The sequence below is a fragment of the Sphingobium sp. LMC3-1-1.1 genome (assembly GCF_040676285.1).
Lineage (GTDB): Bacteria > Pseudomonadota > Alphaproteobacteria > Sphingomonadales > Sphingomonadaceae > Sphingobium.
Map to the genome: position 1 here is coordinate 408066 of NZ_JBEGHQ010000012.1, position 19822 is coordinate 427887.

The 19822-nt window shown below is 61.9% G+C and carries 18 protein-coding genes; 9 read left to right on the forward strand and 9 right to left on the reverse strand.

Features of this window, described 5'->3' with window-relative positions:
* Nucleotides 1–5: 5 nt before the first annotated feature.
* On the reverse strand, nucleotides 6–563 hold the full coding sequence (locus MRBLMC3_RS12095; protein ID WP_363752316.1) for a TetR/AcrR family transcriptional regulator: 558 nt from the start codon (nucleotides 561–563) through the stop codon (nucleotides 6–8).
* Nucleotides 564–821: 258 nt separating this feature from the next.
* Between MRBLMC3_RS12095 and MRBLMC3_RS12100 the strand changes: the two genes are divergently transcribed.
* Nucleotides 822–2096, forward strand: coding sequence for an MFS transporter (locus tag MRBLMC3_RS12100; RefSeq protein ID WP_363829065.1), 1275 nt, complete (start codon nucleotides 822–824; stop codon nucleotides 2094–2096).
* Nucleotides 2097–2121: 25 nt separating this feature from the next.
* Complete coding sequence (locus MRBLMC3_RS12105; RefSeq protein ID WP_363829068.1) at nucleotides 2122–4365, forward strand: TonB-dependent receptor; 2244 nt, start codon at nucleotides 2122–2124, stop codon at nucleotides 4363–4365.
* A gap of 78 nt (nucleotides 4366–4443) precedes the next feature.
* Here MRBLMC3_RS12105 and MRBLMC3_RS12110 read toward each other — a convergent pair whose 3' ends face one another.
* Both MRBLMC3_RS12110 and MRBLMC3_RS12115 read right to left on the reverse strand, forming a co-directional pair.
* Entirely contained in the window at nucleotides 4444–5658 is a 1215-nt protein-coding gene (locus tag MRBLMC3_RS12110) for an MFS transporter (RefSeq protein WP_363829071.1), read from the reverse strand.
* Between the two features lie 130 nt (nucleotides 5659–5788).
* Nucleotides 5789–6577 (reverse strand): EamA family transporter, encoded by a 789-nt coding sequence (locus tag MRBLMC3_RS12115; protein WP_414714642.1) that lies wholly within the window; start codon nucleotides 6575–6577, stop codon nucleotides 5789–5791.
* Between MRBLMC3_RS12115 and MRBLMC3_RS12120 the strand changes: the two genes are divergently transcribed.
* Nucleotides 6570–7271, forward strand: a complete 702-nt coding sequence (locus tag MRBLMC3_RS12120) for an Lrp/AsnC family transcriptional regulator (RefSeq protein WP_363829077.1) — start codon at nucleotides 6570–6572, stop codon at nucleotides 7269–7271. The two genes, MRBLMC3_RS12115 and MRBLMC3_RS12120, sit on opposite strands and share 8 nt — an antisense overlap.
* A gap of 275 nt (nucleotides 7272–7546) precedes the next feature.
* A complete protein-coding gene (locus MRBLMC3_RS12125) occupies nucleotides 7547–8245 on the forward strand; it encodes a pirin family protein (RefSeq protein ID WP_363736377.1) in 699 nt (232 codons plus the stop codon).
* A gap of 108 nt (nucleotides 8246–8353) precedes the next feature.
* Here the strand turns inward: MRBLMC3_RS12125 and MRBLMC3_RS12130 are convergent, their stop codons facing one another.
* Nucleotides 8354–8833: a pyridoxamine 5'-phosphate oxidase family protein gene (locus MRBLMC3_RS12130; protein ID WP_363829080.1), complete on the reverse strand. Its 480-nt coding sequence runs from the start codon at nucleotides 8831–8833 to the stop codon at nucleotides 8354–8356.
* A gap of 212 nt (nucleotides 8834–9045) precedes the next feature.
* Between MRBLMC3_RS12130 and MRBLMC3_RS12135 the strand changes: the two genes are divergently transcribed.
* Both MRBLMC3_RS12135 and MRBLMC3_RS12140 read left to right on the forward strand, forming a co-directional pair.
* Nucleotides 9046–9561 carry a cupin domain-containing protein gene (locus MRBLMC3_RS12135; RefSeq protein ID WP_363736380.1) on the forward strand — a complete coding sequence of 172 codons (516 nt, stop codon included), beginning with the start codon at nucleotides 9046–9048 and terminating at the stop codon, nucleotides 9559–9561.
* Complete coding sequence (locus tag MRBLMC3_RS12140; RefSeq protein WP_363829083.1) at nucleotides 9558–10313, forward strand: SDR family NAD(P)-dependent oxidoreductase; 756 nt, start codon at nucleotides 9558–9560, stop codon at nucleotides 10311–10313. Before MRBLMC3_RS12135 ends, MRBLMC3_RS12140 begins: the two co-directional genes overlap by 4 nt.
* 15 nt (nucleotides 10314–10328) lie before the next feature.
* On the opposite strand, the gene MRBLMC3_RS12145 is transcribed toward MRBLMC3_RS12140, so the two are convergent.
* Nucleotides 10329–10502 (reverse strand): hypothetical protein, encoded by a 174-nt coding sequence (locus MRBLMC3_RS12145; RefSeq protein ID WP_363752331.1) that lies wholly within the window; start codon nucleotides 10500–10502, stop codon nucleotides 10329–10331.
* Between the two features lie 97 nt (nucleotides 10503–10599).
* Here MRBLMC3_RS12145 and MRBLMC3_RS12150 point away from each other — a divergent pair, with 97 nt between their 5' ends.
* Nucleotides 10600–11751 carry an alpha/beta hydrolase family protein gene (locus MRBLMC3_RS12150; protein WP_363829086.1) on the forward strand — a complete coding sequence of 384 codons (1152 nt, stop codon included), beginning with the start codon at nucleotides 10600–10602 and terminating at the stop codon, nucleotides 11749–11751.
* A 168-nt stretch (nucleotides 11752–11919) separates the two neighbouring features.
* On the opposite strand, the gene MRBLMC3_RS12155 is transcribed toward MRBLMC3_RS12150, so the two are convergent.
* The 4 genes from MRBLMC3_RS12155 to MRBLMC3_RS12170 form a co-directional block, all read right to left on the reverse strand.
* Nucleotides 11920–13008 carry a VOC family protein gene (locus MRBLMC3_RS12155; protein WP_363829089.1) on the reverse strand — a complete coding sequence of 363 codons (1089 nt, stop codon included), beginning with the start codon at nucleotides 13006–13008 and terminating at the stop codon, nucleotides 11920–11922.
* A 122-nt stretch (nucleotides 13009–13130) separates the two neighbouring features.
* Nucleotides 13131–14141, reverse strand: coding sequence for a LysR family transcriptional regulator (locus MRBLMC3_RS12160; RefSeq protein WP_363736385.1), 1011 nt, complete (start codon nucleotides 14139–14141; stop codon nucleotides 13131–13133).
* Nucleotides 14142–14153: 12 nt separating this feature from the next.
* Nucleotides 14154–15071: an NAD-dependent epimerase/dehydratase family protein gene (locus MRBLMC3_RS12165; protein ID WP_363829092.1), complete on the reverse strand. Its 918-nt coding sequence runs from the start codon at nucleotides 15069–15071 to the stop codon at nucleotides 14154–14156.
* Nucleotides 15072–15083: 12 nt separating this feature from the next.
* Entirely contained in the window at nucleotides 15084–17531 is a 2448-nt protein-coding gene (locus MRBLMC3_RS12170; protein WP_363829095.1) for a TonB-dependent receptor, read from the reverse strand.
* A 262-nt stretch (nucleotides 17532–17793) separates the two neighbouring features.
* Between MRBLMC3_RS12170 and MRBLMC3_RS12175 the strand changes: the two genes are divergently transcribed.
* Both MRBLMC3_RS12175 and MRBLMC3_RS12180 read left to right on the forward strand, forming a co-directional pair.
* Nucleotides 17794–18507 (forward strand): SDR family NAD(P)-dependent oxidoreductase, encoded by a 714-nt coding sequence (locus MRBLMC3_RS12175; RefSeq protein WP_363736389.1) that lies wholly within the window; start codon nucleotides 17794–17796, stop codon nucleotides 18505–18507.
* A gap of 142 nt (nucleotides 18508–18649) precedes the next feature.
* Nucleotides 18650–19789: an FAD-dependent monooxygenase gene (locus MRBLMC3_RS12180; RefSeq protein ID WP_363736390.1), complete on the forward strand. Its 1140-nt coding sequence runs from the start codon at nucleotides 18650–18652 to the stop codon at nucleotides 19787–19789.
* The last annotated feature ends 33 nt before the right edge of the window (nucleotides 19790–19822 follow it).

The following is a 19822-nucleotide window of genomic DNA, read 5'->3' on the forward strand; positions in this document are numbered from 1 at the left end:
CGTCTTCAAGCATATTGCATCAATGAGCGCGCGAAAGTTCGCGAAGTAATGTCTACATCCAGATACCAGGTGCCGTCGGCCGAACTGGATGCGAATTGTTCCACCTGAATTATCAGGAGATGGGCCGCCGCGCGACGTTCTTCCCGTTCCTCGCGATTGCTGATCGCAAGGTCCAGTCGACGGAAATTCTGCCCCAGGATCTCCGCATATTTATCGCGAGCCCTGACGAACCGCCGCATCAGATCAGGATCCAGTGCGACAGCCAGACGCATGAGCCGGACGATACCGGCTTGCTCCTGGCTCGTTTCGCCCACTTTTCTGAACCACAGGGCAACTTGCTCCACATCGGGCCGGCCGAGTTGCGCCAGATCATGGAAATGGCGCATCCTGCGTTCGATATGGTCATCGGCCAGCGCAGCAAGCAAGGCGATCTTGTTCTCAAAATAGGTGTAGAAGCTGGCGCGGCTGATCCGGGCCGCACCCAGCAGATCCTCGACACTTGTCTGGAGGAACCCGCGCTCGACAAACAGGCGCGTCGCCGCCATGACAAGGCGAGTTCGCACGTCCCCCTGCGATTGTCCTCGCGGCCCGCTTGCCCGCCGACGCGCCGCCGCAGTGCTGACAACCGGCGCACCACAGGTCGATTCTGCCGCCAATGTCATCCTACGCCCATATCCTACGCCCATGTGATGTTTTGACGATTATGGCCGCAAGCCGCCCCGACTGGCAAGCTTGTCATTGACCACCATACAAGTTGTATGGAATCTCGCCCGGCAACCCAAGGCCATAAAATACAAGGGCTGCGCGGGAGGAGCAGGATCGTGACAAGGCGCCCATCTTCATATGGGACGACCAGCCAAAGCGCTGGGGGGTCCGCCGGCATATATCGTGGCTGGGCCGTCGTCGCACTTTGCTTCGCCATGCTGATGCTGGGCGCCGGGCCTGTCTATTATGCCTACGGCAATTACGCCCTGGCTTTCGCCCAAAGCTTCAACGCGGATCGGGCCACCATCAACATCGGCTACACGATGGTGCTGCTGCTGGGCAATCTCGGCTCGGCCCCCGTGGGGATGATGGCCGAGCGTTGGCCGATCAAGGGCGTTGCGCTTTTGGGCGTGCTGGGCACCGCCGCCGGTTTCGCACTGGTGTCGACCGCGTCCTCGATCCTGCAGGTCCTGCTGGTGTTCAGCACGCTTATCGCCCTGGCGGACATCTGCATCGGTACCGTGGTCACGAACATCCTGGTGTCGCACTGGTTCGAAAGACGTCGCGGCCTGGCGATCGGCCTCTCCGTGATCGGGACCGCAGTTGCCGCCGTCATCTTTCCACCACTGACGGACATTCTGTTTTCGCGCTTCGGCTGGCGCGCGACTTTCCTGATCTACGCGGTCCTGATGCTGGTGTTGATACCGCCGATCTGGTTCCTGGCGCGACTGCCCGACAACATAGCCGAGCATGAGCGGCTTCCCCTCGCCCTTCGCCGGCCCGGCGGCCCGCCCATCAGCCTTAGTGAAATGTTCCGTTCCCCTGCCTTCTGGATCGTCACGCTGACGATCGGGGCCATGATCGGGGCCAATACGGGGACCATGGTTTCGATCGTCGCCTTTGCCGTATCGCGCGGCTTCAGCAGCCTGGAAGGTTCAGCCCTGCTGTCCGTGATCGGCGCAACGTCGGTGGCGGGAAAGCTGGTATTCGGCATTGCCGCTGACAGATTGTCGCCCGTCATTGCGCTGCGCATCGGCCTGGCTCTCATGGCATCCGGTCTGATCGTCCTTGCGACCGGCCTGCTCTACCCGATGCTGTTCGGGGGCGCGATGCTGTTCGGCTTTGGCCTTGGCGCGATGCTGCCAGTCTGGGGCGGGATCGTCGCGAAGATCTTTGGCCTGGGCAGCTATGGACGCGCACTGGGATGGACGCGCGCGGCGATGGCCCCCATCAGCATGGTCTGCCCGATATTCGCCGGACTGATTTCCGATGCGACGGGTGACTATGCGCCGGTATGGATGATGTTCGCCGCGCTGCTGGCGCTGTCCTTCGCCTTGACTTTCGCGGCGCCGGGTTGGTGGCGCCCAGGGCATGCATCCACCGAAATATAATCTGAACATCAAAAAGGGGAGGAAGATGATGAAGATATCGGCATCCATATTACTGCAGGCTGCGAGCGGGATCGCCTTGTCCGCCGCGACGCCGGCCTGGGCGCAAAATCAACCCATTTCAGCCGCCCAGGCGCCTGACGGTTCGGAAGACATAGTGGTGACGGCCCGCCGGAAGGAGGAGCGGCTGATCGACGTCCCGGTGGCCGTGACCGCCAAAAGCGGCGACGCTCTGCGCGCGGAAGGGGTGCAGACGCTGCTGGATCTTGGGCGTGTCGCCCCATCGCTTACTGTCTCCCAGTCGCCGCGCGGGTCCAACACGCCCAGCTTTACCATGCGCGGTCAACGCGTGATCGACACCTCGCTGGTGCTGGATCCCGTGGTCGTCAATTATTTCAACGAGGTCCCCTTCATGCGGCCTCAGGGTTTGAATGCGGCGCTGTTCGACATCCAGTCGGTGCAGGTGCTGCGCGGGCCGCAGGGAACGCTGTTCGGCCGAAATACAACGGGCGGTGCGGTGCTGGTGACGACCGTCCAGCCCAGCAATGCAATGGAAGGCAATTTCGAAACAACGATGGGCAATCTGGGGCTGCTCGACGCCAAGGGTGCTTTCAACATCCCGCTTGCCGAGGGCGCCGCGCTCCGTATCGCCGGGACGATCCGCACGCGCGACGGGTTCATGCACGATCGGCAGACCGGATTTGATGCCAATAGCCAGAACTACAAGGCGGTGCGGGCCACGCTGAAGCTGGAACCGGCGGCAGGCGTTACCAGCACCTTCTACGCCAATTATTTCCAGTCCAAGGATCATGGCACGGCCAACGTCATCTATGCCGTCAATCCTGCCATTGCGTCGCTGGCCCCCGTTCTCCCGACGCTGAATGCGCAGGTGGCGGCAAACAAGGCGGATCCGTGGAGCTTCAACAATAATGACGCCCCGATGGAAACCGCCAAAACCTATGACTTCTCCAACATCTCGACCATCAATCTATCGGATTCCCTGACTCTCAAGAATGTTGCGGGTTATCGGAAGATCAATACCTTCTCGAAATGGGATATTGACGGATCATCCCTGTTTCTGCTGCGGTTCAAGGGTGAATCGCACATTCGGCAATTTAGCGATGAATTGCAGTTGCAGGGCAACAGCCGCGCCTTCGACTGGATTGTCGGCTTGTTCTATTTCAACGAGAAAGGCAGCGACATCGCCACCAGCAATCTTCCATCTGCGCCGACCGTCGATCGCCCATCCGGTGTCTATGCGAAGAATATCAGCTACTCGGCCTTTGCGTCGGGCACATACCGCTTTGGCGAAACGGGGCTTTCGCTCAACCTCGGCCTTCGCTACACCCATGACAAGAAAGCCAGCGACGGCCTGCAGATGACCGGCAGCAACTGCACTTTCAGGCTGCTCGACGGGACGGTCATCGCACCCCCCTGCCTGTTCCATCAGGAAGTTTCGTTCAACGAACCGAGCTGGCTTGCCAGTCTCAACTACAAGTTCAACGACGAACTGATGATCTATGCCGCGCACCGTCACGGTTATCGCGCCGGCGGATTGCAGTCCCGCGCCACTACGGAGGCAGCGGCGATCCCCTATGACCCTGAGAAGGTCAACGACGTCGAACTTGGCCTGAAGTTGGACACCGACCTGGGCGGCGGAGCAAAGCTGCGGTTCAACGTGGCGGCTTATGAGGCCTGGTACAAGGATATCCAGCGACAGGTCAGCTTCGTTTCGCCGACCAGCGGCACATTGGTGTCCTCCATCTTCAATGCGGCGCGGTCCCGCATCCGTGGTGTGGAAGTAGAGGCGACGCTCCAGCCAGTGACGGGTCTCAGCCTGTCGGGTAGTTTCAGCTATACCGACCCGAAATATAAGAGCTTCATCAATAATGGCGTCGACGTCGCGGCCATCACGCCCTTCGGTTATATTCCCAAATATACGGCGAACGCCCAGGTCAGCTATACCTTGCCAGCCGATGACAAGGGTGGCGAAATTGTCGGTACGGCGGGATACAGATATCAAAGCCGCTATTATTCAGCGGATGTTGTCGTACCCGTGGGAGGCTATATCAATGGGTGGGATCTGGTCAATCTACGCCTGGATTACAATAATATCGGCGGCAGCGGGATCGGCCTGTCGGCCTATGTCAACAATCTGTTCAACAAGGCCTATTTCGCCTACGCGACCAACCTGACGGCTTCCAGCGGATATGCCACGGGCCTTCGCGGTGATCCGCGCATGTATGGGGTTTCCGCACGGTTCGAATTCTGAGGTCCGATCGCGAGTGGAGGCTTCGCTTGATACCGGCCTTCACTCGCGAGCACTTCGGATCATGCGTGGTGCCGCAAGTCAGGACGAAACCGGCTCCGCCACCTGCCGGCGAGCCAGCACCATTCCGAACGCGATGCCGGCCCCGATCAACCCGACAAGCGCGCCGAACAGCAGGAACACGCCGCCCAGACCAGCCACGGATCGCAGCCATGCCGCCAGTAACGGAAAGGCCAGTTGCGCGCCGAACATCACGCCATTGGCGAGGCCGATGGCCTGTGCGGCGAGATGAGGCGGACTGAATGCGACGGCCGAGGCGCTGACATTGGGCGCCATGAGCGCAACCATCGCGCTGTTGGCGACAACGGCGACAGTGAACAGCGTCATGTTGGTGCTGATGCCGGCCAAGACCAGCGCGGCCCCCATCGCAAGCATGGCGACCGCCCATAGGCCGCGAATGCCCAGCACGGCGTGCATCCGGCCATAGAGGGCCGATGCGCAGACAGCGGCGATCGAACCACATGTCGCCGGGACGGCGAACAACCGGGTATCGCTGATCCCCAGTTGCACCAGATAGAGCGGCGCATAGATCGGCCCGATCAACATGCCCATGCCCGCCATGGCCGCCAGGACGAGAAGGCCGATCATCGCCGCATTGAGCAGACCGCGATCCCGCGCCGCGTCCAGCCGGATGGCCGCGTCCTGCGGCGCCGCCATGCCGAGCGTCCGGGGCAATGTCATCGCCAGGGGCACGGCCGCCAGAGCCATAAGGTTCACCAGAAAGGCCGGCTGCCAGCCGAAATGGCCGATCGCGCCGATCAACGGGAACAGGATGATCGCCGTCGCCCCGCCGACCACGGAAAACAAGCCGAACAGCCGCATCTTCAGACCCTCCGGCAAGGCGCCGATGCCGGCCAATGCACTGGTGAAGACTCCGGACAAGGCAAAACCAAGCACGAGACGGGCGGCCAATATGCCCCAAAGATCCTGCAGCAGCGCCGGGGCGGCACCCGCAACGGCAAACAGCAACAGGGCGGGCAAGAGAACACGCCGACAGCCAAGGCGCGCGATCAGTGCGCCTGCTATCGGCGCGCCTATGGCGAAGGCGAAGCCGGCCAGCGTCCCGACCAGTTCGGTCAACAGCTTCACATTGGGCGTGTCGATGAACGCGTGCTCAATCTGCGGCAGCACCAGGCCGGGCGAAAACAGGCCGATGGTTGGAAACAGGCCGCAGGCCAGCAAAGCCGCCACCCCTATCTTTGGCAGCACGGCGCCTTCATTCCTCTCGCCCATCATCGGTTCTCCCCGGCATCATGGCCGTTTGGGGCAATGGGGTTCCAGAAAGACGTCGGCCGGTCAATCCAACCGCCCCTTCGCGCCAAAACACCATGTGTGTGATGGACCTTCGCGGCCGATCCGCAGGGTATCAGGGCTGTTCCATCACCTCACCCGATCGGCCGGTGACGGCAGTGCCGATGGAAGCGCAGATGATGAGGCCGATCGCCATCCATTGGGACAGCGTCAGTACCTCGCCCAGCAGGACCAGCGCCATGATGGCGCCGACGGCGGGCTCGGCGCTCATCAAAATACCGAATGTGTTGGCGGGTAGCCGGGGTAGCGCGACCATCTCCAGCGAATAGGGAATGGCGCTGGAGACGATGCCCACGGCTACGCCAAGCAGAAGCACCTCCGGCCTCAACAGCGCAGAACCGGCATGGACCAGCCCGACCGGCGCGATCAGCAGGGCTGCAACGATCATGCCTCCGGCCGAGGCCGCCGCGCCATGGATGCGCCCGGCATGCCGCCCGATCAATATATAGCCGGCCCAGCATGCCCCGGCCAGAAGCGCCAGAGCGATACCACGCCCGTCCATCCGGGACGATGCGCCCCATAGCGGCAGCAGGCTGGCCAGGCCCGCCACCGCAAGACTGATCCAGAGAAAGTCCAGCTTCCGCCGCGAGGTGAGCAAGGCCACGGCCAGGGGGCCTGTGAATTCGATCGCTATGGCAAGGCCCAGCGGAATATGGGCCAGGGCATTGTAGAAGGACAGATTCATGACGCCCAGCACCACGCCATAAGCCAGCAGGGGGCGCCAACCCGCGCGCCAGTCCAGCCGCCACGGCCTGAACACCAGCGAAAGGATGACCGCACCCACGATGAGGCGCAGCGTCGTCGCGCCTTCGGGCCCGACCAGCGGAAACAGCCGCTTGGCCAAGGAGGCGCCGCAGGTCACCGACAGAAGGGATAGAGAAAGCGCTCCCAGCGCGACGGGATCGACGCGCGCGGTGGTGGGCCGCGGCGCAGCAACACAGGACATGCAGCACTCGAAATTTGTGGACGATTGCCAGCCTGCTAGCGCAAGGGGCCGGATAAGTGCGTTCTTTTTTGTCCCTTTTTCGATAAAATTTATCGCATATCCTGCACGAGCGATGAAAAATGATCCCCTTGATTCGTTCGACAGAAAGCTGATCGAATTGTTGCAGGCCGATGCGCAGCGGCCGGTCTCCGCACTGGCGGAATCCGTCGGCCTGTCGCCTCCCGCCTGTTACCGGCGCATACGCCGCCTTCGCGCAATCGGCATCATCGAACGCGAGGTCGCCATCGTACGCCCGCGAAATCTGGGCTGGCCCCTGTCGATGATCGTCCTCGTCTCGCTGGAACGCGAAAGCGCGCGCACGATGAACGAGATGATGGAGATATTTCGCAACGAGCCTGAGATACTGGAGGCCTGGAACGTCACGGGGGATCATGACTTTGCGCTACGTATCGTGGCCCGCGACATGGAGGGCTATGACAATCTCGCGCAGCGCCTGTTCGCCGCCAATGACGGCATCCGCACGTTCAAGACGCTGGTGATCATTCGCGAGGTCAAGCCGCTCAGCCCGGTCCCGGTCAAGGGACCGTCGTGATCCGGCCAATGTCGGTTACCGCACCGGCCCGCAAATGACGCCGGAGGAGGTGATGGCGTTCGTGCAGGCGGAAAATCACTCCCCTCATCCTGAAGCGTCAGCCGCAATGGCTGGATTTCAATCCGGATCGCCAACGCAGGAGCCTGATCAAATCTTCCATTTTCTCGAACGGTTTGATGCAATTTATCCCACTGAACGGGAAAGCCGGTCCGCTGTAAAGAGATGTTCAACAGGGCGAGGCCATTTCCGGTCCCCACCCGATCAGGAGACAAGACATGATCGAACTGCGTCCTTTCGACAGCCTCGGCAGCGCCAATCACGGCTGGCTGAACGCCAAGCACCATTTTTCCTTCGCCGACTATCATGATCCGGCCCGCATGCACTGGGGCAATCTGCGCGTCTGGAACGACGACACCATCGCCCCCCAGACCGGCTTTCCGCCGCATCCGCACCGCGACATGGAAATCATCACCTATGTCCGGGAAGGCGCGATCACGCATCAGGACAGCCTTGGCAACAAGGGCCGCACCGAAGCGGGCGACGTGCAGGTGATGAGCGCCGGTACGGGCATCCGTCATTCGGAATATAATCTGGAGGATGTGACGACCCGGATTTTCCAGATCTGGATCATGCCCACCCGCAACGGCGAAGCGCCAAGCTGGGGCGCCCGGCCCTTTCCCAAGGGCGATCGCACCGGTCAGTTCGTGACGCTGGCTTCAGGCTATGACAATGATCATGATGCCCTTCCGATCCGCACGGATGCGCGGGTGGTTGCCGCGACGCTGAAGGCCGGGGAGAGCGCGGATTATCCGATCGGTCGTGATCGCAAGGCTTATCTAGTGCCGGCGACCGGCGCGATCCAGATCGACGATGTCCGGATCAACGCCCGCGACGGCGCGGCCATCAGCGATATGGACGTCATCCGCGTCACCGCCATCGAGGACAGCGAGATTGTCCTGGTGGACGCAGCATGAGGCCAGCATGAAGCAAAGGAGGGCCGCGACTCCCTGGTCGCGTCCCTCCTTCGAGCACGTCGGGAGAACCGCCCTGCCGAATATCGCCACGGCCCACCGGGGCGAAATTCAGGTCGCTGTCGTCTCGACGCGGGCGTGGCTGCCCTCCTCGCTCGGGCGGATCTTGCCGCCGAACAGCATCTTCAGCTTTCCGGTCAGCGACACATCCGCTTCCCACAGCTCAGCCTCGTCAATGTCAAAACGCAACAGGGCAAGATTGGGATCGGACTTGCCACCGGGGAACCAGGCTTCCACCGTCGTCGACCACAGCTTGTCGATCATCGCCGGGTCATTGTCGATACGCGCGCGTCCAGCAAGGCAGGCGAAGAAATCGTGCCCCTTGGACACGAACTGGCTCATGGCCGCGCCGCCGCCGGCAAGACGGTTATCCTTGCCGATGAAGAACCAGAGCGTGTCCACCTGATCCCTGTCCAACTGAACGGTGAGAGGCTCGCTATGCTGCCCGCCGCCCGTCAGGCCCATCATCATGAACGGGCTGTCCGACATGCGGGCCCACAGATGTTCCTTCAGCTTCTGCGCATCGGTCATGATCATCTCCTGATTATGGAACCCACTATACGAACGGGACGCGCGAAGGGTCCGATGCGCCAGGCCGGACGCAAGGAGGCCGTTGTCGGCTGAGGTTGCCGACGTGCAGGTCAAATCGAATTTATGGAGGCCGACTATCCATATATTGGCTTTGACCATCACGGTCCACCTGCCCCATCGCTTGCCGCATGGCACAAGGAAGAGAAGCCCCGATGACTGAATTGAGCGACTCCGGCCTGCCCCTGGTGCAACGCGTCGTCACGGGCCATGATGCGCAGGGGCGCGCCATCTTCAAGTCCGAGGACATGACCCCGACGCGGATGATTCCATCGGGCGACGCAGCCTTCCTCCTGCTCTGGACGACCGAAACAGTCCCGGCCGACAATAATGACGAGACGGACGGCCGCGAACGCGATGCTGGCCTGACATTGAACAGGGGGTCGGTGATCCGCATCGTCGACATGCTGCCCGGAAAGCAGTCCCCCATGCATCGCACCAACAGCATCGACTATGGCATCGTCATGTCGGGCGAGGTCGAGCTGGAACTGGATGACGGCCGGAAAACGCGCATAGGCGAAGGTGGCATCATCATCCAGCGCGGGACCAATCATCTTTGGCGCAACGTTTCGGACAAGCCGTGCCGGATCGCTTTCGTCCTGATCGAGGCGCCCGCCTATCTTCATGACGGCCGGCCTTTGCCGGAAGACAAGCCGGAAGCGGCGCATTGAACCTGTTCGACCTGCACGGCAAGGTCGCGATCATCACCGGGTCAACGCGCGGCATTGGCCTGGCGATAGCCCGCGCCCTTCAGGATCAAGGCGCGAAGGTGGTGATCTCCAGCGAAAATGCGGACGATTGCGACCGTGTCGGCCAGGAGATGGGCACGCTGGCCATTCCCGCCGATGTCACCGATGCAAGGCAGCTTGAGAAGCTGGTCCATGGCACGGCCGATCATCATGGCGGAATCGACATTCTGGTCTGCAACGCGGGGATCACGGGTCGCCCCGGCCCTTTCGCCACGGTCGACATGGACGATTTCGATCAGGTCATGGCGATAAACCTGCGGAGCCAGGTGACGCTGTGCAACCTTGCCTTGCCTCATATTGCGGCGCGGGGCGGCGGCAGCACCATCCTTATTTCTAGCCTCTCGAGCCTGCGCGGTAACAGCGCCATCAACGCCTATGCGCTCGCCAAGGCGGGTGTGGCGCAACTGGCCCGCAATCTTGCGGTCGAGTGGGGGCCGCGCAACGTACGCGTCAACGCAATCTCACCGGGCTTCATCCGCACCGAATTGTCGGCGCCGCTGCTGGCCGACGCTGCCTTCATGCAGCGGCGCATGGCCATGACCCCGCTGCGCCGACCGGGGGAAGTTCATGAGGTTGCCGGGGCAGCCCTTTTCCTGGCTTCGGCCGCCGGCGCTTTCGTCACCGGACAGAATCTGGTGGTGGATGGCGGGACATTGATCAGCGACGGAACATGATGCTGAACACCACCGTCATGCAGCCTGCGTGCACAGGACAAAGGCATTTGGTCGATAGCCTGCCATCGATATAATGCGATGGTCGCGCGCCGTGACCTGTTGCAAGGGCAGCATGATTGCAAACAACCGCGCGGGGAGATTCATGGCGATCTGGCGAAGCGGCCGATGCTGCCGCAGCTCAGTGAACATGCCGCCCGATCACCAGGATTACCGGCGTTGTCATGCCGGATGACCGGAACCGCCATCCTAGCCCCCGCCGTCTGAGCACAGCACAGGACTTATCGCAATGTTCGAACCCTTTCCCGGAAATTACATCTGGAACCTTGGCATCAACCTTGCCCTGATCGCCGGGGGCAATCACGGCGAACTGGACGAAGTATGCCGTCCCGTGCGGGAGGCGGCAAAGGCCGGGGCCGATGCCGGATCGTCCCAACTTTTCGACAGTTGGATCGCCGTGGCCGATCAGGTTGCGCGCAATGCCGAAAGGGACGAGGCCGAGGGCTTCCTGCTTTCCGCAGGGGCCAAATATCTGCGCGCGTCCGGCTATTATCTTGGCGCCGAGCGCCTGCAGAGCCGCGATTATGCCCCACGCTGGGCAGCCTATAACAAGGGCCTTGAGCTCTATCACAGGGGCAGCGCGCTCAGCGGCCTGCATGTCGACAAGGTCGAAATCCCCTATGAGGGAACAAGCTATCCGGCGATCTTCGTGCACGATGGATCGGGCACGCCACGTCCGGCGCTGGTTTCGGTCAATGGCCTGGACTCCATGAAGGAGCAGGTCAATATGGCTGGCCACGGCGCGGTCAATCTCGCACGCGGAATGAACACCTTGTTCGTGGACCAGCCGGGCACAGGCGAGGCGATCCGCAAGCGGAATCTGGCCGCCGTCTACGATGCCGAACGCTGGGGCAGCCCCGCCTTCGACTATCTGCTGACCCGCGACGATGTGATCCATTCAAGGATCGGCATTTTCGGCCTGTCCTTCGGCGGTTATCACGCGCCGCGCATCGCCGCCAACGACCCACGCTATGCCCTGTGCGCGGTCATGGGCGCGAACCATGTCTGGGGCCAGCGCCAGCGCGAACGCGTCGCCAATGAGGGCGAGAACCCGGTGCCGCATTATTGGGATCATGTGATGTGGGTATTCGGCATCGATGATCGCGATGCCTTCCTGGAATATGCCGACCAGATCACGCTGGATGGGCAGGTTGCGAAGATCAAGGTTCCGTTCCTGATCACCCATGGCGAAAACGACCGGCAGATTCCGGCCTACAATGCTGAGATGAGCTACGATCAGGCGGTGAACAGCCCCAAGCGAACATTGCGGATATTCACCAAGGATGATTTCGAGGTGGAGCATTGCGGCGCCGACAACGGCACCGGCATGCGCGACTATATCGCCGACTGGTGTGCGCAGACTTTCGCCGAGATGCGCTAGGGCATTTTCCAACTTGACCGTTTACGGTCAACGGCTCGGAAAATGCGGCATCAAAAGACGGGAGCTATTTCCTGGCTCGGTACCGATTGCCGGTCAGGACAAGCGGATTGAGGTCCACAAGCAGGAGGGCAACGGCGGCGCTGATCGCCGCTGTTGCCCTCCTGCCATTCAGATCGCGTGCTCGTCATCGGCCGTGAGGCGGGAGAGATCCCCCTCGATTGGCTGCTTGCCCTGCCGTGCACGGCGAAACGGTTCGAAGCTGCTGCGATCGGCATCGAAGGTCATGTCCCAGGGAATGTTGTCGCCGCGGAAAATGGCCGGCGCATTATGCGACCACAGCAGCGAACCGAACTTGAAGTCCCACGCCCGCGGTACCCAGTTGTCGTCGAGATAGTCGGTGTCGGCATGATATTCAGCCTCGCCCGCATGGCCGGGCATCTCGCAATAATAATAGATGGCGCTGGAAATCCGATGGCGCGAAATACCGCCGGAGGTGTTCATCGTGGTGTTCTTCCAGCCCTTGTTGTCCATGATGTTGGCGCCCAGCATGACCTCGTCAATGTCGTCGCAACCGAAGGCGATGTGCATGAACCTGAAATGATCCGGCGCGATCGGCAGGTCGCAATTGACCCAGAAGATCGAGTGATGCTCGAACGTGCCGCCCGCGCGCGCAAAGATGCCGGTCCCCTTCGAATGGTCGACATAGCGGAAGCCCAGGTGCCGTTCGTAGAATTCAAAGCTGCCCACATAGTCCGGGCTGAAGAACACGACATGGTTGATGGTCTTTGGGATCGCGCGTTTGCGCCATATACGGTGCTGGTTGAAGCGCGGCCAGTTGGAGGGCGTGTTGACGGGGCTCGCCTCCGATACCACGGGACGCTTGTCCCACGGGCGCAGCGCGATCGGCTGGCCGTCGGGGCAGACGCAACGGACCGTGCCGTCCGGATCGCGCGTGACCGTCACCTCGCTGGCAAGGCTCGCCGCGATCCGATCGAGATTCTCGGCCGTGTCCACTCCCCACACGGTCTCCTTCACGCCATCGCCGGGGAACGGATCAGGTGACGGCAGCCGCTCATCGCCATGCTGCAACAGGATGATGCGGCTGCCCGACTGCAGTCGGAACACGGTCTCGCTTTCGCTTGCCGATTCCAATGGCAGGCCGAAATCGGTCCAGAAGCGGGTGTGTTCGGCAAGATCGGCGACACCGAAGACGACGGCTTCGACACCTAGCACTGCGGGGGTAAGATGATGGGACATGGTTTCTCCCGAATTTGTTTCAGGACATATCCATGCCCAAGCGGAGGCAAGTCCGGAAACGCAAGTTTCCGGACCCAAGCTATCGACGTTACAGATGGATCAGCGCGGAAGTCCGTACGGGCTTAACGCTGGGGGTGGTTCATGCGGTATTCGGCCTCGATCTCGTTGAGGTCAATCTCATTGACGGCATTGAGCGTCACGACATTGCCCTCCGGCGCCGGCACCTCTCGCATTGCCGCGGCCTGAAGCCGCTCGGTAACCCAGCGCAGGGCGCGGTCGTTGCTGTTTGCGATGTTCCACTGCACGCTTTCGCGGATCGGTGGGATGGCAAATGGGATTTCGCGCATGACCAGCGGCCTCGACCGCACGACGATATCCGCCATGCGCCGATGCATCGTCGCGATGCGGTTGGTGCCGACGATCAGGCCGGGCAGCGAGAGGAAAGTGGGCGCGATCACCTCGATACGGCGCTGCTGCTTCTGGCGACGCACGAACCAGTCCTCAAATGCCGGAACCCGTTGTTTGCCGAAGCGGGGCGAAACATGGCCAAGCCGGAAATAGAGATCGCGCGTCATCGGTTCGTTCATCGCCGGATTGCTGCGATCACCGACCACGACATAATCGTCCTCGAACAATAGCTGGCTGGGATGGTCGGGCGAAATGGCATAGTCGATCGTCAGCAGCAGATCGACATAGCCCCGCTCGATCGCCTCTATCGGACTGTCGTTCATCGGCTGAATTTCGAAACGCATCTGCGGCGCTTCCTTCTCCAGCTCGGCCAGAGCGCCGGCCAACAGCACCTCGGTCGAATAATCCGAGGCCATGATGCGGATCATGCGGTCCGTCGTCATCGGGTCGAAGGGCGGCGCGACCGCAACCGTGGTCCGGATTTGTTCCAGCACGGCGCGAACGGGGTCGATCAACTCCTCCGCGCGGGCCGTCAGGATCATGTTGCGTCCCTTGACCACCAGCAGTTCGTCGCCGAAATATTCGCGCAATCGCCCAAGCGCGCTGGACGTGGCCGACTGCGACAGGCACAGGCGATCTGCCGCCAGGCTGACGCTGCGCTCGGTCAGCAACGCGTCGAGCGCCACCAGCAGGTTGAGGTCGAGCCGTCCGAATCGCATCGCCATCTCCAATCGCCCTCAGATCGTTGCGAGGGCGTTGGAGACAAGTGTAGCAAGGTCTCCGTCATGCGCAAAGCCGGCGCGCTCGGCCGCAGGCGTGGCGAGCGGCGGCTGCGCGGCAAAAGCCGCTTCAAGTGCCGCGTCCGGCGCATAGCGCACAAGGTCCGGCGACACGGCGCATTGCCGCGCGATTTCCGCGACAAGGTCCGCCATGCTGATGCGCAGAGCAGGCAGCGTTACCGCGCGGGTCGGCGGCATCAGCCCGGAATCCAGCGTCAGCGCATGAAGGAAGTTGCGCGCGCATTGCCGCACCGACTGCGCCCAGATGCTGCCAGCGGCGGAAACGGGACAAGTATACCCCTCCCCCGCCCGCAGCGCATGGAACAGGTCCGACATGAAGGCCGACTTCATGCCCGACGGCCCCTTTGGCCGGGCGAGAATACCGGGCAGTCGCACGGTCACCCCATCGATCAGGCCTCGATTGGAAAACATGGCCACGGCATGTTCCATCATCGCCTTGTGCCCGCCATAGATCATCCTGGGTGAAAGCGGCGTGGCATCATCGACCTGGGCTGGCAGGGGATCGCCGAACACCGCGATGGAGCTGGCATAGACCACGCGAAGACCGGGCTTCAGCGCCGAAGCCTCGACCAGCAGGTCGTACATCGCGTCGACATTGATGCGGCGCGAAGCGGACGGGTCGGCCTCCGCCGCGCCGCCCGGCACCGTGGCCAGGTGGATCAGCGCGTCGCAGCCGGTGCCGAGCGCTTCGGCCCGAACCGCAGGATCGGCAAGATCCCCCTCAACGGCACGGATGCCGGCGGGAATCCCCCCGGCATCCGTGTCGATCCCGACAAGCGCGTGATCGGCGCCCACCAGCAGGCGGCCAAGTTCCCGCCCGACAAATCCGCCGGCCCCGGTCAGCAGGATATTCACGTCGGCATGCCCCTAGAAATTGCCGGAAAGACGCAGGCCGTAGGTGCGCGGTGCCGAGAAGTGGCCGACCGCCATGCCCAGAGGGGACGCCTGCGGAGCGAGGTTGCGGCGCTTGTCCTCGAGATTGCGGACATATGCCGTCAGCGACCATCCACCGCTGGGATCACGCAGGGTCAGCGCTGCATCCGTCGTCCAGTAGGCGGGAATATTCTCGAACGCGAGATATTCAAATCCTCCCCACTGGCGGTCGCGCCATGCCGTATCGACATTGGCGACCAGTTCCAGTTTTTCGCCCAGCGGCACGATCTGTTCCGCGCCAAGATTGACCGTCCATTTGGGCGAGAACAGCAGAGGGTTGCCCGAACAGTTGAAGTCCTTGACCGGCGCGCCGCCGGCCGTGCCGCCGGTGAAGGTGTACGGGCAATTGAAGTTGTCACGCGGCGCGGCAGTGTAGAGGTGAAGGTCATCATATCTGCTATCGAGATACTGTACCTTGGCATTAAGTGTGGTGCGACCCGTCGGCTTTATGAGTAGATCCACGTCGAAGCCCTTGATCGTGGCCCGACCGGCGTTTTCGTTCGAATTGATCAGCGTGCCCGAAGTATCGACGGTGAAATAGGTGATCTGCTGATCACGATATTTCCAGATGAAGCCTTCGAGGTTGAGCTGGACGTGATTGTCAAAGAACCTGTTCTTCGAACCGATCGTGTAGGCGGTGATGAACTCCGGCTTGTAGCTGGTCTTGCTTTCCGTCATCTGCAGGCCGCCGGCACGGTAGCCGCTCTCGACCGTTGCATAGAGCAGATTCTGTGGGCTGAGGTCGAACTCGGCCGAACCCTTCCAGGTCACGCGCGAGAAACCCTTGCTGTCCACCACTGGATTGTAGGTCTTCAAAATGGCGCCCGCGCCCGTCAGCAACGGGAAGACCTGATAGCCCGCCTGATCCGTGCTGCCCGACGCGATCCAGTTGTTGGTCCTCAGCCAGTTTATCGTATCCGTGGTGTTCAGGAAGTTCGGATAATAGGGCATGTTGCCGGGCGTGGCGCAGCCGATGCCGAAGGAGGCAGGCGGCGTCACCAACGCCGGGGGCGGACCGCCGCAGAAGGTGATGAAGTTGTTGATCAGGCCATTGATCGACTTCTTGTCATGCGTATAGCGCGCGCCGCCGATCAACCGGAAGCGGTCTGATATATTGGCGGTCAGCTGGCCAAATCCGGCATAGCTGTCGGTCTTGTGCCGATAATTGACGATCGGGAGAACGAACTCCTGATTATACTGGTTGTTGGCATCGATCTTCTCATTGAAGAAGAACCCGCCCACCACATAGTCGAACATGCCGGTCTTGCCGGCGAGCCGCGCCTCCAGGCTGGTCTGGCGGATTTTTTCGTTCGTCATCGCCGTATTGAAGGCAGGACCGTAGAACAGCGAGTGGTCCTCACTCTCGCGATAGGCGGGGATGATCGTGACCTTGCCGATGCCAGTCGTCCAGTTGAGCTCTGCATTCACGCCCCAATAGGTGCTGTCCTGCCGCTGGTCGCTGTTCATCGCGCTGAGGAAGGCAAATGCCGGGGCGCCAAGATTCTGGTTGCGGAAGGCATTGGCGGCGGGCGTATTGAACCCTTCGCTGGCATCCAGACCCGACGGGAAGAAGGCATAGCCGCCCGCGCCGTCGGGCGCATAGCCGCCGACATAGGATCCGCCCACGCCCCTGCCGCCCAGATGCGTATAATCCGCACCGATGCGAAGCGAGAGATCGTTGGAAGGCTCGATGAGGAATTGCGCGCGCAGCGATCCGCGGCGCAGGTCATCGGTTCCATCGCGATTGTAACCGTCGCGCACCGCATAAGCCGCGCCCAGGCGCAGCGCGCTGATATCGCTGACGCCAAGGTTCACATAGGCATCGGCATCGACCGCATCGTAGTTGCCAGCGCTCACGTTGAACCCGGCGCCATTGCGGCCTATGACCGGCCGGTTCGGGATGATGTTCACCGCGCCGCCGGTGGCATTGCGGCCATAGAGAATGCCTTGCGGCCCCTTGAGCACCTCGACCCGCGCAAGATCATAGAAGGCCGCGCCGAAAACGCCGGCGCCGCGACCCAGCACCACGCCGTCATAGCTCGGCGTCACTGCCGGATCATTATAGCTGCTGGTCGTGACATTGCCGACGCCGCGAATGAAGATGGACGAGATGTTGCCGCCCGGCGATGGCAAGGAGATTGCCGGAACAGCCTTGGTGATGTCGGTCGCACTGGCGATGCCGCGCTGGGCCAGATCGTCGCCCGAGACCGCGTCGATCGCCAGAGCGGCCTTCTGCAGCGATTCTTCCTTGCGCTGCGCGGTGACGATGATCTCGCTGATGCCGCCATTGTCCGATGCCGCCGATTGCGCCTCCTGGGCGAATGCGGGCGAAGCAAGGGCGATCGCCGTCATTGCCGTGGTGACCAGAAATGCTGTGCGCATAAGGATTCCCCTCCCCTTTCACGATATTTTGCTTGGAGACGGGATAGAGGCTTTCAGGCCGAAACTCCCGCCATTTGTATCAATGCATTCCTATCCATGGTTCGAATGTATGCGCCGCAACGGCACGGCGAAGGTTGCACGAACCTTGCGCATGGATGGTTTTCCATCGACAATTCGAATTTTCCCACGGAGCTGCAGCCTATTAGGCTACCCAGATGGTATCAGGGCGTCACGGGCGCGGAACAGATCGAGGGAGAGGACATTGGCAAACCGTCTGGCAGGCAAGGTGGCCGTGGTCACGGGCGCCGGCAACGGCATCGGCAAGGGTTGCGCGGAAATCTTCGCCGCGGAAGGCGCGACGGTGATCGGCGTCGATCTTAAAGATGCCGATCGCGCCTGCAACCTTCTCGACGAAGCGGCAACCAACGCGCTGTTCGCCGATATCGGGTCGGAGTTCGGCAAGGTGGACATCCTCCTCAACGCGGCGGCCTTTGCCGTCTTCGCCTGGATCGAGGACCTGACCTATGCCGACTGGAGGAAGACGCTCGACGCCGAACTGGACATCGTCTTTCTTCCCACCCGTGCGGCCTGGCCATGGCTCAAGGCCAGCGGGGCGGCGAGCGTGATCAACTTCGCCAGCGCAAATGCGTGGAAGGCACTCGAAGGCTCGCCCGCCCTCGCCCATTGCGCCGGCAAGGGCGGAGTCCTGGCCATGACGCGCCAGTTGGCGATGGAAGGCGCCCCACACAACATCCGCGCCAACACCATCGCCCCCGGTTTTATCCGGACCGAAGCAACCGGGCGCCATCTCGACGCGCATCCCGAATTCCTCGACATCGTGCTGTCCAAGAACATGCTCAAGTTGATCGGAGAGCCCTCCGACATCGGCTGGTGCGCCACCTGGCTTGCCAGCAACGAGGCGCGCTACGTCACCGGGGCCGACTTTTCGGTCGATGCCGGGGCGACCGCCTGGTAGGATTGGACGCGGGTCATTTGCCGACCGTGGCGGAGAAGGGCGCCCTTGCACCCTCGTCCTCTCTATCGCACCGTTCGCGTGGATGGGTTCCTATCCATTGTTCCAATTTGCCTGTTGCCCATGCTCCGTTCATGCAGAGGGCATGACTGAAGCGGCAATCAAAAGCATCGCAACGGCGCTTGTCGTGGGCGGGGGTATCGGCGGAATGGCAAGCGCGATCAGCCTTGCCGAACGCGGCGTGAAGGCAGAGCTGATCGATCTGGATCCCGACTGGCGCGTCTATGGCGCGGGGATCACGATCACCGGCCCCACATTGCGCGCCTACAAGCGCCTCGGCCTGCTCGACCAGATCAAGCAGAAGGGAGCGATCACCAGCAAGACGCGCCTGTTCCGCTATGACGGAACGCATATCCTCGATCTCGACGAACCAGTGATCGAGGAGGGGCTGCCCGCGACCGGCGGTATCATGCGTCCGGTGCTGCACCAGATCATGCAAAAGCGCGTGGGTGAGCTTGGCATCCCGGTCCGCCTCGGGCTGACGGTGACGGCGCTTGAAAACGACGGCAGTGGGGTCAATGTCCGCTTCTCCGACGGGAGCGAGGGCCGCTATGATCTGGTCGTGGGCGCGGACAGCATATTTTCCGCCGTGCGAGACATCGCCTTCCCGCACATGGGACCGGCCAAGATGACCGGCCAGGGGTGCTGGCGCATTTCGATCCGCAAACCACCCGAACTGCAGATGGGCGAATTCTTCCTTGGCCACGCCAATCCCTGCGGCATCACAGCCTGCGCGCCCGACCGCGTCTACATGTGGATGCTGACGCCCCATATGGAGCGGGACAGGTTCATGGACAAAGAGGAACTGTTCGTGACGCTCACCGGCCTGCTGCATGATTTCGGCGGCAATGCAGGGTGGATCCGCGACAACATGACCAGCGACGACTGGATCAACTACCGCCCGCTCGCCGCTGCATTGCAGCCCAGGGACTGGTTCAGCGGCCGCATTGTGCTGGTGGGGGACGCTGTCCACGCCACCACGCCGCACCTTGCATCGGGAGCGGGCATGGCGGTGGAGAGCGGCATCGTCCTGGCCGAGGAACTGGCGCGGACCGACGATGTCGAAACCGCACTCCACGCCTATCAGGAACGGCGGTTCGATCGTTGCCGCGATGTGATCGAAACCAGCATCGCCCTGGGCAAGCTGCAACTTGAACATGGCGATCCCCAGGTTCACGCGCAGATGCTCGAAGGCGCGCTGAAGCGGCTCAACGAGCCTTTTTAGAGCATTTTAAAGTTGACCCTTTACGGTCGACGG

Bases quoted from the DNA above. Each gene is read 5' to 3' on its own strand.
- MRBLMC3_RS12105 (WP_363829068.1), top strand. From the start codon at position 2,122: ATGATGAAGATATCGGCATCCATATTACTGCAGGCTGCGAGCGGGATC.
- MRBLMC3_RS12110 (WP_363829071.1), bottom strand. From the start codon at position 5,658: ATGATGGGCGAGAGGAATGAAGGCGCCGTGCTGCCAAAGATAGGGGTG.
- MRBLMC3_RS12125 (WP_363736377.1), top strand. From the start codon at position 7,547: ATGATCGAACTGCGTCCTTTCGACAGCCTCGGCAGCGCCAATCACGGC.
- MRBLMC3_RS12130 (WP_363829080.1), bottom strand. From the start codon at position 8,833: ATGACCGATGCGCAGAAGCTGAAGGAACATCTGTGGGCCCGCATGTCG.
- MRBLMC3_RS12135 (WP_363736380.1), top strand. From the start codon at position 9,046: ATGACTGAATTGAGCGACTCCGGCCTGCCCCTGGTGCAACGCGTCGTC.
- MRBLMC3_RS12145 (WP_363752331.1), bottom strand. From the start codon at position 10,502: ATGTTCACTGAGCTGCGGCAGCATCGGCCGCTTCGCCAGATCGCCATG.
- MRBLMC3_RS12150 (WP_363829086.1), top strand. From the start codon at position 10,600: ATGTTCGAACCCTTTCCCGGAAATTACATCTGGAACCTTGGCATCAAC.
- MRBLMC3_RS12155 (WP_363829089.1), bottom strand. From the start codon at position 13,008: ATGTCCCATCATCTTACCCCCGCAGTGCTAGGTGTCGAAGCCGTCGTC.
- MRBLMC3_RS12160 (WP_363736385.1), bottom strand. From the start codon at position 14,141: ATGGCGATGCGATTCGGACGGCTCGACCTCAACCTGCTGGTGGCGCTC.
- MRBLMC3_RS12170 (WP_363829095.1), bottom strand. From the start codon at position 17,531: ATGCGCACAGCATTTCTGGTCACCACGGCAATGACGGCGATCGCCCTT.
- MRBLMC3_RS12180 (WP_363736390.1), top strand. From the start codon at position 18,650: ATGACTGAAGCGGCAATCAAAAGCATCGCAACGGCGCTTGTCGTGGGC.